The 13,251-nt window shown below is 48.1% G+C and carries 12 protein-coding genes; all 12 read left to right on the top strand.

Translation table 11 applies throughout. The features are described from left to right. Positions 1 to 155 precede the first annotated feature (155 nt). Positions 156 to 4,400, top strand: coding sequence for a cell wall-binding repeat-containing protein (locus tag M662_RS15165; protein WP_236096563.1), 4,245 nt, complete (start codon positions 156 to 158; stop codon positions 4,398 to 4,400). A gap of 108 nt (positions 4,401 to 4,508) precedes the next feature. Beyond that, positions 4,509 to 5,192 (top strand): YetF domain-containing protein, encoded by a 684-nt coding sequence (locus M662_RS15160; protein WP_026578154.1) that lies wholly within the window; start codon positions 4,509 to 4,511, stop codon positions 5,190 to 5,192. Between the two features lie 163 nt (positions 5,193 to 5,355). Further along, positions 5,356 to 6,525 carry an acyl-CoA dehydrogenase family protein gene (locus M662_RS15155; protein WP_026578155.1) on the top strand — a complete coding sequence of 390 codons (1,170 nt, stop codon included), beginning with the start codon at positions 5,356 to 5,358 and terminating at the stop codon, positions 6,523 to 6,525. Between the two features lie 15 nt (positions 6,526 to 6,540). After that, positions 6,541 to 7,305, top strand: a complete 765-nt coding sequence (gene fabG / locus M662_RS15150; RefSeq protein ID WP_026578156.1) for a 3-oxoacyl-ACP reductase FabG — start codon at positions 6,541 to 6,543, stop codon at positions 7,303 to 7,305. A 13-nt stretch (positions 7,306 to 7,318) separates the two neighbouring features. Further along, positions 7,319 to 7,753, top strand: a complete 435-nt coding sequence (locus tag M662_RS15145) for a MaoC family dehydratase N-terminal domain-containing protein (protein WP_008637657.1) — start codon at positions 7,319 to 7,321, stop codon at positions 7,751 to 7,753. Then, positions 7,750 to 8,163 carry a MaoC/PaaZ C-terminal domain-containing protein gene (locus M662_RS15140; protein ID WP_008637658.1) on the top strand — a complete coding sequence of 138 codons (414 nt, stop codon included), beginning with the start codon at positions 7,750 to 7,752 and terminating at the stop codon, positions 8,161 to 8,163. Before M662_RS15145 ends, M662_RS15140 begins: the two co-directional genes overlap by 4 nt. Before the next feature lie 12 nt (positions 8,164 to 8,175). Beyond that, complete coding sequence (locus M662_RS15135; RefSeq protein ID WP_026578157.1) at positions 8,176 to 9,405, top strand: acyl-CoA dehydrogenase family protein; 1,230 nt, start codon at positions 8,176 to 8,178, stop codon at positions 9,403 to 9,405. Next, on the top strand, positions 9,395 to 10,168 hold the full coding sequence (locus tag M662_RS15130) for an SDR family oxidoreductase (RefSeq protein WP_026578158.1): 774 nt from the start codon (positions 9,395 to 9,397) through the stop codon (positions 10,166 to 10,168). The genes M662_RS15135 and M662_RS15130 overlap by 11 nt, the downstream gene beginning before the upstream one ends. 23 nt (positions 10,169 to 10,191) lie before the next feature. Continuing rightward, positions 10,192 to 11,364: a thiolase family protein gene (locus M662_RS15125; protein ID WP_026578159.1), complete on the top strand. Its 1,173-nt coding sequence runs from the start codon at positions 10,192 to 10,194 to the stop codon at positions 11,362 to 11,364. A 76-nt stretch (positions 11,365 to 11,440) separates the two neighbouring features. Next, entirely contained in the window at positions 11,441 to 12,007 is a 567-nt protein-coding gene (locus M662_RS15120) for a TetR/AcrR family transcriptional regulator (protein ID WP_008637667.1), read from the top strand. Positions 12,008 to 12,062: 55 nt separating this feature from the next. Next, positions 12,063 to 12,491, top strand: coding sequence for an acyl-CoA thioesterase (locus M662_RS15115; RefSeq protein WP_008637669.1), 429 nt, complete (start codon positions 12,063 to 12,065; stop codon positions 12,489 to 12,491). Continuing rightward, on the top strand, positions 12,478 to 13,242 hold the full coding sequence (locus tag M662_RS15110) for an SDR family NAD(P)-dependent oxidoreductase (protein WP_026578160.1): 765 nt from the start codon (positions 12,478 to 12,480) through the stop codon (positions 13,240 to 13,242). Before M662_RS15115 ends, M662_RS15110 begins: the two co-directional genes overlap by 14 nt. The last annotated feature ends 9 nt before the right edge of the window (positions 13,243 to 13,251 follow it).

The raw sequence follows: 13,251 nt of genomic DNA, 5'->3' as shown, positions 1-13,251 counted from the left end.
GTAAATATTCTGAATTTAATAAATAGTTTGACCTTAATACAACTGTAAAGTAAAATTAATATTGTAATTTTTTGCAATATTTTAATAAATAAAGGAGGTGGAGGAAGGATTTAGTTTGTCAGATTACCAAGAAAACCAGGGAGGTTATTATTTTGGTGTCAAATAAGAAGAATATGAAGAAAAAAGCGCTGTCCGTCCTAGCCAGTGCGGCGATCGTAGCTTCTTCCTTTGCCGGAGTCAGTACATATAGTCCGGGAGCAGTACAGGCAGAAACGAAGGCTCCGAAGACGTTCAACACGCTGTTGAACCAGGAAGAAGTCCTGAAGCTTGCAAATAATGAAGCAGCTACACAGGAACTCGTAATCATCGGTAACGGGAAAACGGATGCTACGAAACAGTTGGAGAAGCTTGGCGTAAAAGTCAAACAAAATCATAAGAACTATGGTTATTTAGCCGATGTACCGACAAACAAAATATTGGATGTCGTCAAACTAGATTCCGTCCGTACGGTCGGAGAGAATGCTAAAGTGGAGCTTGCACCACTGGAGCCGAAGGAACTGAATGCCGATAAACAGAGTGCAGTCGATCCAAAAGCAGATGTCACTCCGGATCAATTGGAAACGCATCCAGCGACAGGGGTCGATGAAATTCAGGATAAGTTCAGCGGAGAAGGAATCCGTGTAGGGATCATTGACTCCGGTCCCGATCCAGGGCATGAGTCCTTCACAGAACAGCCGGATGACGCTGATTTTGCAGAAACAAGAAAGTTCGGTGACTCTAAGATAACTGAGGTCCGAGATTATACGATCTCTGATTTTCACGCAGCAAACACTGGTGTTTATCCCCTTGAAGACAAATACGCCGAATATCTGGAGAATGAACCATACGGTTATTTCTCAGAAGGTGATGTCGTCTTCATGGAAATTCCAGAAGAATTAGAAGATGCGTTTTCCTTGGATGAAATCAATCCAGATGGAGAAGATGCCTATTTCGGTAGCACCCATTTTAATGCGCTTGCAGACTTGAATGGGGATGGAAGCGAAGAAGTAGATGAAGACGGCAATCCTGTGATGGACAACTTCGGGGTGCTGCTTGTCGGTGATGAAGTGTACATCGATACAGATATCGACGGAGACTTCACGGACGAAACGGCTTATAAAGATGGTGAAGCAGGTACGTTCGATGTTGATGTGACAGACGAAACGGTCGGTGCCAACTTCCGAGTAAACGATATGAACCGTTATGAGGAAGACTTCGGCATTAAAACGGTCAACCTGTTTACGGACTTGAACGGCCACGGTTCTCACGTAGCAGGTATTTCCGCAGCGGATGGACCGCTACGCTCTAACGCGTATGGAGCAGTTGCAGGAGAAGGTGTCGCACCGGGGGCAGATATTGTCGGTATGCGTGTTTTCCAAGAAGACGGCGGTGCCTACACATGGAGCATACAAACGGCCATGATTGATGCGGCTCTACCGGAATCAGAAGGTGGGTTCGGCGTCGATGTTGCAAACTTAAGTCTCGGGTCTTCCCCTGACTTGAACGATGGTACAGGAAGCTACGGCGAGTTGATGACGCTGCTTTCCGATGATTTCGACATCGTTTTCGTCACATCTGCCGGTAATGCAGGTCCGGGGATCGACACGGTCGGGTCTCCCGGGGATGTAGGCAGTGTTATTTCTGTAGGGGCTTATATCAACTCGGAGATGTGGGCGAAAGAATATAACAACTTCCCATATGGAAAAGATAAAGATGGCAATCCACTTGATGGGGAAGGCTTATGGTACTTCTCATCTGTCGGACCGAACGAAGCCGGTGATCAGAAGCCGGATATCGTAGCACCTGGTTCTGCTTATGCCGCCCAGCCGGTTCACCAATATCAAGCAGAAGGCCAGACAGCATATGATGTCCTGCAGGGTACTAGTATGTCAGCGCCGTACGTCGCAGGTGCTGTGGCCGTTCTGAAGTCAGCGGCAGAGAAAGATCGTATGCCTTTTGATTACGAGCTTGCTCGTGAAGCATTGATCCAGACGGCGAGAGAGCTGGATGGTTATGATCGTGCTCAACAGGGTGGCGGCTTGATTGATGTGCCGGCTGCTTATGAGTATATGCGCGATAACTTCATCAGTGAAGTGAAGGATGTCGATGTCACTGTATTCCACGGCGAGAAAGTCGCCGGCGGACCAGGCCTATATGTCCGTAACAAAGACATCCCTGAAACAGTGGAAGTTCTTGTCCACAACACATCCGATGAAGCGAAGAAGTTGGAAGTGAAAGCTTCTGATGATTGGTTTACGCCTTCTGTTAAAGAGGTTTCTCTTGGTGCAGGAGAGTATAAGTATATTACGGTCAATTATGATGCCGAGAAGCTGAAGACGGGCGTCAACGCCGGAACGCTTACATTTGACGATCCTTCTACACCATACGTAGAAGCGCGCAGTGCCCAGACGATCGTTACAGGGTATGAGTTCACAAAAGAGAACAAGCACCGCTTCCGCGCGACGGATGAAGTGCAGGCCGCTCAAACAAAAGGATATACATTTGATGTAGATTCCGGTGTGAGTGAGCTTCGTTTCACGCTTGATGCCGTAACGGAGGGTGGCGAAGAGCAGGCGAGAGTCCGTCTTATGGTCTTTGATCCGGATGGAGTTCAAGTAAATGTACCTTCTACCGGCTATGCCGGCTATGACGGGAAGGACTTGGATGAATATGTCGCCTCTTCTCCTAAGCAAGGGGTTTGGGAAGTACATGTATACGGTGCAACCAATCCTGAACAAGGGAAAGAAATGAATAAATATACGTTGGATGCCGTTGCTCAGGACTTTGTCAGTGAGCCGGGACGTATAGATTTAGGTAAAGTTTCTTCTTCCGAGAAGATAGATAAAGAAGTTACTTTCACGAACTACATGAAGGATGCAAAAGACGTTAAATTTGAAACGGTCGGATTCACAGGACCGATCAAAGACACGATTAAGGGAACAGTGAAGCAGGATACGGAAGCATCCCAGGTGGATGGAGAAGTTATCGATATTGATATCGAGAACAACGTGTCTCTAAGTGTGGATGTTGCCCCGGCTGCCCCGGCTGATTTGGACTTGTTCCTATTCCGCGACGGAGAACTGGTAGCAGCCAGTGCGAGTGCTTCGGATAGTGAAGCTTTCTCTGTTAAAGGACTTCCGGATGGACAATACCAGATTGCTGTTGACTACTTCGGTACAGGTACCGCTTCTGTCGATTACACCTTGAATATGACAGAAGAAAAAGTCCTATCCTATGATTCCGAGGAGAAGGGTGAAGGATCCGTAAAAGCAGGGAAAGACGCTGCGAAAGTGGACGTTGGACAATCTGTAACGGTTCCTGTCTCCATTACGACACCGGAGAAATCCATCAAAGGATACTCCGCGCTTTACATGGTGGACAAAGCGACAGATGAAGTGCTCGATCTCGTTCCAATTACGACAGATGCGGATATTGTACAAGTGCTGTCCGGAAAAGAACGGGTAGGAACAGCTATTGAAATTTCTAAGGAACTTTATCCTGATGGCGGTGCAGATACAGTCATCGTAACCACAGGATTTAACTTCCCGGATGCTCTTTCTGCCGGACCACTAGCTTCCGCAGCAGAAGCACCGATCATACCGGTAAACAGTAAAGGTAAATTAACAGATGCAGCCCTTAAGGAAATCAAACGCCTTGGTGCGAAGAACGTGTATCTGTTAGGCGGTGAAGGTGCGGTTTCTAAAGAAGTGTTCAGCCAATTGAACACGATCAGCATCGCATCTGATAAGGTTGAACGTTTGTCAGGTGACACCCGTTATGAAACAAACCTTGCGATCGCAGATGAGCTGCAGAATTCCTTTGGATTCGAAGGCAACGGTGTCTTCCTTGCTACAGGTAAGAACTATGCAGACGCGTTAAGTGCCGCTTCTCTTGCCGGAGCAGAAGGAATGCCGATCGTCTTGACAGATGGTAAGAAGCTGTCTAAAGAAGCAATGGCCATCCTGGAAGATGAAGATGTCTATGTTGTCGGTGGAACTGGTGTTATCTCGGATGACCTGGTGAATCAAGTCGACAAGAAGGCTCTTTCCGTGGAACGCCTGTCCGGCACGAACCGTTACGGTACGCTTGTATCGCTGTTGAAAGAGTTCGGACCGAATACTGGTGAATTGTATGTGGCAAGCGGACGAAACTATCCGGACGCTCTCGCAGCAGCACCACTGGTAACAGGTAATGGAGGTTCGCTTCTATTGGTCGATCCAGAGAAGCTTCCTAAAGAATTGGATGCTTATTTGACGAAATACGTCTATACGACTGATGTTACATCCGTAACCGTTCTTGGTGGAGACGGCGCTGTCAGCCCGGCAGTTAAAGAAGCTCTACAGAAGAAAGTTACAGAATAAAGTAGTCGCAGGAGAGTACTTTCCCGAGTCAGGGAAGGTACTCTTTTTGTGTATAGATTTCGTTCGGCTCCTGATAATAGAAGATAAAGAAGATAGGGAGTGAACGAAATGTCTACTGTGGAACTTATCCTCAGGCTGTTACTTGCCTTTACGACGTTACTTCTTCTTACAAGGTTGATGGGGAGGAAAGAGATATCCCAGATGACTTTCTTTAATTTCGTTTCGGCAATCTCTGTCGGCACAATAGGAGCTTCACTTGCCATTGATTCTACCCTGAGTGTTCGGAACGGCATCATCGCTCTTCTTGCATGGAGTGTCTTTACCGTTCTGCTCGGTTATTTGGATCTCAAGTCAAAGCCTATCAGGGAAGTGATGAACGGGCAGCCCATCATCTTGATTAAAGATGGAAAGATAGAAAAAAATGCCTTAAAGAAAGCACGCCTGGATTTGGATGCGCTGCGGGTATTGCTGAGGAAAAAGAATGCATTTGCGGTCGCTGAGGTTGACATGGCTGTGTTTGAAATCGACGGTACGGTTTCTGTCCTGAAATACCAGCAGAATAGAACGGCTACGAAAAGGGATACCGGTACTCCACCAATCAGAAAAGTGTACCCTGCGCCGACGACTTTAATAGCAGATGGAAGAAAGATTGAATACAATTTGAAAGAATTGGGCATTACAGAGCAGTGGCTGGATGCAAGGTTGGCAGACAGTGGTGTGCAGGACATAAAAAATGTCTATTATGCAGAAGTACAGGAAGATGGAAAACTCCATGTAGATTGCAGCGAATGAAAATGAAACACCTAAAAAAGCCGCCTGTTTTTCCAGGTGGCTTTTTTAGGTGTTTCATATGGATATTTCTTCAAAAGTTGTTGTATTTTTAGAAAATTTCAAATAATATAGAAGTAACATACTAACCGGTAGGTATGTGTATCGATGAAGAGGGGGAAAAGTTATGCATTTACGTTTGACCGATGAACAGGAAATGGTCAGAAAAACAATACGAAAATTTGTGGAGAAAGAATTGATACCTCTTGAAAATGATGTGCTTAGAAATGAACGGGAAGGAAAGCCCAGTCTTCCTGCCGGGAAATTGGAGGAGCTGCAGCAGAAAGCGAAGGATGCCGGGTTCTGGGGCATAAATACCCCTGAAGAATATGGAGGAGCTGACCTCGGTCAGATGATGCTCGCCATCGTCATGATGGAGGTTTCCCGCACGTTCGTTCCGTTTCAGTTCGGTGGTTCTGCAGACAATATTCTTTACTATGGGAACGAAGAGCAGAAGGAGAAATACCTGCTCCCTACCATCAATGGAGAGAAGAAATCCTGCTTTGCCATGACAGAACCGGGGGCGGGATCGGATACGAGGAACATAAGGATGACGGCCGTGAAAGATGGAGACGACTGGGTGTTAAACGGGGAGAAAACATTCATCACTGGTGGAAACGAAGCGGATTTCGTCATGGTCATCGCCATCACGGACAAAGAGCTTCACCAAACGTCCAACGGAAGGGAAGGAGTCACCTGCTTTATCGCTGACCGTGATATGGGGTGGAAGTCTGAATATATTCACACGATGGGAGAATGGGGACCGGCGGGGCTTGTTTTCGACAATGTACGTGTCCCGGAAGAAAATATTCTCGGTGAACTTCATAAAGGATACGATCTCGGCTTGGAATGGATTGGCTTCGCCCGCTGGATCGTTGGAGCACGGGCGGTCGGCGCAGCAGAACGTCTTCTCAATATGGCAATCGACTACGCCAATGAGCGGGAAACCTTTGGTAAGCCGATTTCAACGAGACAGGCGATCCAGTGGCAGATTGCTGATTCCGCAGTAGAGATTGAAGCGGCGAAGTGGCTGGTGTTAAACGCTGCGTTCACCCTGGATCAGGGGGAAGATAACAGACATTATGCTTCGATGGCCAAACTGTATGGGGCTAACATGGGAAACAACGTTATCGACCGCGTCTTACAGATCCATGGCGGCATGGGGTATACGAAGGAACTGCCGATTGAGCGCTGGTACAGAGAAGCGAGGCTTTGGAGGATTTACGACGGAACAGATGAAATTCAAAGGCTGATCATATCTCGAAATTTACTTAAAGGGCATGTGAAAATTGGATAAAGGAGGGGAAGCATCATGGCGGACAGATTTAAGAATCGTGTCGCTTTTGTAACCGGTGGAAGCCGCGGGATCGGCAAGGGTATTGCCAAACACTTGGCATTGGACGGTGCAAAAATCGCTGTCATCGATATTAATGAAGAAGCGCTGCAGGAAGTAGAAGCAGAATTTAAAGAAGAAGGACTTGAGCTGTACACGAAAGTCGCGGACGTCAGTGATTTCAGCCAGGTGGAAGATGCGATGCAGGAAGCCTATAAGCGCTTTGGATCGATCGACATTCTTGTCAACAATGCTGGTGTAATCAAAGATAATATGCTGTTTAAAATGACAGCAGAGGACTGGGATACAGTCATGAACGTTCATTTGAAAGGGTCGTTCAACGCTGCCAAAGCTGCACAAAAGTACATGGTTGAAAGTAAATACGGAAGAATTATAAACATTTCCTCCACGTCTGCATTAGGAAACCGGGGACAGGCAAACTATGCCACAGCGAAAGCCGGCCTGCAGGGGTTTACAAAAACGCTTGCCATTGAGCTTGGAAAATTCGGCATTACCGCAAATGCCGTTGCGCCGGGATTCATCGAAACAGAAATGACGAAGCAGACGGCTGAAAGGGTAGGAATTTCTTTTGAAGAAATGATTCGCTTAAGCGTTCAGAATATACCGGTAGGCCGGAGCGGGCATCCGGAAGATATTGCGAACGCAGTGGCGTTTTTCGCTGACGAAAAATCTTCGTTCGTAAGCGGGCAGGTCATCTATGTCGCCGGTGGCCCGAGAAACTAAAAGGAGGATACCTATGTTTAAACATGCGGTCGGAAAGAAATCCGAAAAAGTGAAGAACACGGTAGAGCGGGGAGCGGTCATCAAGTTCGCCGAGGCAATCGGTGACCCTCACCCTGTTTATTTGGATGATGTCGCTTACACGCGTAATATTGCTCCACCAACATTTCCGAGAGTGTTTGATTATGGAAGCGTGAAGGGTCTGGATCTTCCCGCTAAAGGGCTTATCCACGGAGAGCAGCACTATCATTATGAGCGCCCGCTGTTCGTTGGGGAGGAAGTGCTCTGTTATACGGTCATCGAAGATTATTACGAACGGAGCGGCTCCAGCGGCAATATGGGATTCTTGAAAGTGAAAAAGTATGGAGAGGACTTGGAAGGTCGTTTGATTTTCTCAGAAGAGCAGACAGCGATCATTACGGAAGCGGTCAGGAAGGAGATGCGCGTATGACGAATTGGAAAGCTGGGGAAACCCTCGATACGGTGACGATGAAACCGGTAACGAGGCTGGATTTGATCAAGTATGCAGGAGCATCCGGCGATTACAATCCGATCCACACGATCGATAAGGAAGCGGAACGGGCAGGACTTCCGGGGGTGATCGCTCACGGCATGTGGACGATGGGGAATTTGTCCAAGCTGTTTACTCCTTACTATGACCAAGGCTTCATCCAGGATTATTCCATCCGCTTCAAGGGCATGGTGTTCCTTGGTGATGTGCTCACCCTTCATGCGGAAGTGGAAGAGGATACGGAAGAGAAGACTACGTTCCGCGTGTATGCAAGGAATCAGAAAGAAGAAGATGTCATCAAAGGGAATGTTGTATTTTGTAAGCGTTTAATAGAAGCGCCTATTCATTAAGGAGGATGTTATATGTACTTTGAACATTCCGATAAGGTAAAAGCCTTGCAGGAGAAGTTGAAGGAATTCATGGATACACATATCTACCCGAACGAAGCGATCTATGAAGAACAGCTTGGAAAACAGGATCGTTTCGAAAACATTCCGCCAATCATGGACGAATGGAAGCAGAAGGCCAAAGAAGCAGGGCTTTGGAACTTGTTCTTACCGGACAGCGAATATGGAGCAGGTTTGACGAACATGGAGTATGCTCCACTGTGTGAAATTATGGGACGTTCCTTCGTCGGACCGGAAGTGTTCAACTGTGCGGCACCTGACACAGGTAACATGGAAGTGCTCGTCCGATACGGAACGGACGAGCAGAAGAAGCAGTGGCTTGAACCGTTATTAAACGGAGAGATCCGTTCCTGTTTCTCGATGACCGAGCCGGATGTTGCTTCATCGGATGCTACGAATGTGCAGACGAGTATCACGAGGGTCGGGGATGAATATGTCATCAACGGAACGAAATGGTGGTCCTCCGGAGCAGGAGATCCTCGTTGTAAAATCAGCATTTTAATGGGTAAAACGGACCCCGATGCACCGAAGCATGAGCAGCAGTCGATGATTCTTGTTCCACTGGATACAAAAGGCGTCACTATCAAACGGATGCTTCCGGTATTCGGTTATGACCATGCGCCTCACGGTCATGCGGAGATAGAATTCAAGGATGTGCGCGTTCCGGCCACTAATTTGCTTTGGGGAGAAGGAAAAGGATTTGCCATCGCACAAGGCCGTCTCGGCCCGGGACGTATTCACCACTGTATGCGCACAATCGGTGCAGCAGAACGCGCGCTTGAACAGATGTGTGCACGTGTTCAGGAACGTACAGCGTTTGGAAAGAAAATCGCGGATCAAGGAGTTGTTCGGGAATGGATCGCTGATTCACGGATAGAAATCGAACAGGCCCGTCTTTTGACACTGAAGGCTGCGTACATGATGGATACAGTTGGAAACAAGGAAGCAAAATCGGAAATCGCGATGATCAAAGTAGTGGCACCCAACATTGCCTTGAATGTCATCGACAGAGCCATCCAGGCTTTCGGTGCTTCCGGTGTCAGTGAAGATCAGTCCCTTGCCGCAAGCTGGGCCAACATCCGCACCCTTCGTCTTGCGGACGGTCCGGATGAGGTACACCGGCGTGCGGTAGCGAAGTATGAACTGCAAAAAGCTTCAAAGAGGAGCGAAGTCCATGCACGCTAAAGACCTTTTCGATTTAAGCGGCAAAGTAGCCGTCGTTACCGGAGGTGGTCGCGGGCTTGGGAAGCAGATCGCGCTTGGCTTGGCCGAGTCAGGTGCACATGTCGTCGTTTGTTCAAGGAAACTTGAGCCCTGTGAACAAGTGCGTGATTTGCTTAAAAAAGAAGGGGTCGATGCGCTGGCGTTCGAGTGCGACGTAACAGATGCTTCCAGCATTCAGCATGTGGTCGATCAGACCGTCGATCATTTCGGCCGCATTGATATTTTGGTCAATAACAGCGGGGCGACCTGGGGAGCACCAATGGAAGAAATGCCGCTTGCAGCCTGGCAGAAGGTCATGGATGTGAACGTCACAGGAACGTTCCTCATGTCCCAGGCCATAGGAAAAATAATGCTGGAACAAGGAGAAGGAAACATTATTAACATCGCTTCCGTAGCTGGAATGAAAGGGTCTGATCCGGAACAAATGGATACAATCGGTTACAACTCAAGCAAAGGTGCCGTCCTTACGTTTACAAAAGATCTTGCCGTCAAATGGGGTCCCCGTGGTATCCGCGTTAATGCGATTGCACCTGGATTCTTCCCGACGAAAATGTCCAAGGTTCTGATGGAGCGGGGAGAGGATACGTTTCTTAATCGGACGCCTCTGCGGAAGTTCGGCGGCGATGATGATTTGAAAGGAACGGCAATATTCTTAAGTTCACGGGCGTCGAACCATATTACAGGGGATGTCGTCATCATCGATGGTGGTTCTCACGCTATGTGACATTTTCGAAGGGAGTGGAGTAATTGGGGAATAGAGATGCAGTGATCGTATCAGCAGTCCGGACGGCCATTGGAAAGCAGGGAGGTTCTCTTGCAACCGTACCGGCGCATGTTCTTGGTGCAGAAGTTATTAAGGAAGCCGTGAAGCGTGCGAAAGTCAATCCCGAACAGATTGAAGACGTCATTTTCGGTAATGTTTTGAGCGGGGGAGGAAATATTGCCAGATTTTCCGCCCTGCAGACAGGGTTATCAATGAAAATCCCCGGATTGACGGTGGACCGCCAGTGCGGGTCCGGGGTGAATGCTATTCACTTAGCTGCTCAAGCCATTAGATCTGGAGACGGAGATGTATATGTCGCTGGGGGAACAGAAAGCATGAGCAGGGCTCCTTATCTGATGGATCGGCCGGAGCGTCCCTACAGTCCTGTCCCCCCATCGTTCCGATCCTCACAGTTATCGCCGAAGGAGATTGGAGATCCACCCATGGGAATCACGGCAGAAAACCTTGCCGAACAGTACAATATATCCCGGGAGGATCAAGATGCGTTTGCCCAGCGTAGTCAGGAGCGGATGGGGCTTGCCATGGCAGAAAGGCGGTTCGATGAACAGATTGTACCTCTTCACATTCCAGTGCGGAAAGGTGAACCGGTCGAATTTAAACAGGATGAACATCCACGACCGTCCTCAACGATTGAGGGGATGGCGAAGCTGAAGCCTGCATTTGCTCAAGGGGGCAGTGTGACGGCAGCGAACAGTTCCGGGTTGAACGATGCCGCTGCTGCATTAACCCTTATGTCGCGTGAAAAAGCGGAGGCGGTTGGAGTGGAGCCGCTCGCAAAAATTGTTGCCTGTACGGTTGCCGGCGTTGACCCTAACATTATGGGGATAGGTACGGTTCCCGCCACACAAAAAATCATGGAGCAGACGGGATTATCACTGGCTGACATGGATGTCATTGAAATTAATGAGGCGTTCGCAGCCCAGGTTCTTGCCTGTCAGGCGGAATTGAAAATGAATATGGAGAAGGTGAACGTTAACGGCGGAGCCATTTCTCATGGCCATCCACTTGGTGCGACCGGAGCGATCCTGACGACGAAAGCAGCCTATGAGCTGAAACGCATCGGTGGAAGATATGCGTTGATCACGGCTTGTATCGGAGGCGGCCAGGGGATATCGATGATCATCGAACGTGATTGACGAAATCCGTCGCTTTTTCCCGATTTAGGAATGTTATAATTTATATCATCCCTAAACGAGAGGATCGTGTTTTTCTATGCGAGATAAAATCATTCATACCAGTATCCACCTTTTTGATGAAAAAGGATTTACCGAAACGTCTCTGCAGGAAATCGTGGAAGAGATCGGTGTAACAAAAGGTACCTTTTACTATTATTTCAAAAACAAACAGGAGCTTTTGACGGTCATCCATTTGGACTTCATTGAATTTCTTTTGCGGAACCAGGAGGAGATTCTGCATGACGTCTCGAAAGATAGCAAGCAAAAGCTCCGCAGCATGATTTATATGAGTATCCACAGCATTAAGGATCGAAAGCAGAGTGCCCGAATCTTTTTCCGTGAAATGCGGAATCTGGGTCCGGATTACTTGGAACCGATTATTGAAAAGAGGGACCAGTTCCGGGTGAATGTCCAAAAGGTAGTCGAGGAAGGAATCTCGAACGGGGAGTTCGAGGAAGGGATGAATCCGGATATGGTGACACGTGGAATTCTTGGTATGACGAACTGGAGCTATTATTGGTTTGATCCAACCGGGAAAGTTTCTGAGGAGGATCTCACTTCCATTTATCTTGAAATGATTTTGAACGGAATTGCAAAATCATGATAGCTCTTTAAGAGCTATCGCCATAACATACTGACTAGTCAGAAGGGGTGAGGAAGTGGAGCATGAGAGTAAAGTGAGGGTCCGTTTCTGCGAGACGGATATGGCTGGACACGTCAATAATACAAGCTACTTCATCTACTTGGAAGAGGCACGGGGAAAGTTCTTTCAAGATATTTTCCCGAGCCACTTGAATACAGTTGGAACGTTCATCCTTGCAACAACGACGTGCGATTTCGTCAGCCAGGCCTATTTCGGACAGCCGCTTATTGTCCAGTCCTGGGTATCTGATATCGGCAACAGCAGTTTTTCCTTCGGGCATCGGATCATCGTCGAAGGAACAGAGGAGCTGGTAGCGAAAGCGAGTGCCGTCATTGTTCATTTCAATTATGATAAGCAAATAAGTGAACGGATTCCCGATGAGCTTCGCCTTTTACTTGACGATTGTCTTATGACGGAAAGGAGTGGGAGCCGTGGGAAGATTTGATTCCACAGTCGCCGTCGTGACCGGAGCCGGCAGCGGAATCGGAGCAGCGACTGCTATGAGACTGGCTGAAGAAGGAGCGGTTGTGGTCCTTGTAGGACGGACGACTTCCAAGCTTGAGCATGTGGCAGCGGATATTCAGGAAGCGTTCGGAGCGCGAAGAGCTTCGATTTATCAAGCAGACGTTTCCGAAGAGGAGCAGTTAGCTGGTCTTGCTGCTTTTCTCTACGAAACATATGGGAACGTGGATGTTCTGGTTAACAACGCGGGAACCTCCGGGAAATCTTCTATTCTGGAAATGGAAGCGTCAGAATGGGACCGCATTCAGGACGTGAACCTGAAGAGTGTCTTCCTCGTATCGAAGGCATTGGCACCACTGATGATGGAGAAGGAAAGTAGAAAACGGTCGATTGTGAATGTTGCTTCTTTGTCCGGACATAAGGCAGGAGCGAAAATTCCGCATTACAGTTCATCAAAAGCCGCGGTCATCAATTTCACGAAAGCGCTGGCATTGGAGTTCGCAGATTCCGGTGTACGCGTCAATTCCGTTTCTCCCGGATTTGCAGTGACATCGATGACCGAAGAAGGGTTGAAAAATGAAAAATTTGAGAAGTCTATTCAACGTCATACAGCATTGAAAAGGGTAGGAAAACCGGAAGAGATTGCAGCCGTCATCTGCTTTGCAGCTTCCGAAGAAGCATCCTATATGACAGGCACCGATTTGCTGGTCGATGGAGGATGGATGATCAGCTGAATTTTCGCC

The organism is Bacillus sp. SB49, assembly GCF_000469135.2.
In the GTDB taxonomy this organism is placed as follows: domain Bacteria; phylum Bacillota; class Bacilli; order Bacillales; family Halobacillaceae; genus Halobacillus.
This window is presented reverse-complemented; position numbering and strand designations above follow the sequence as displayed.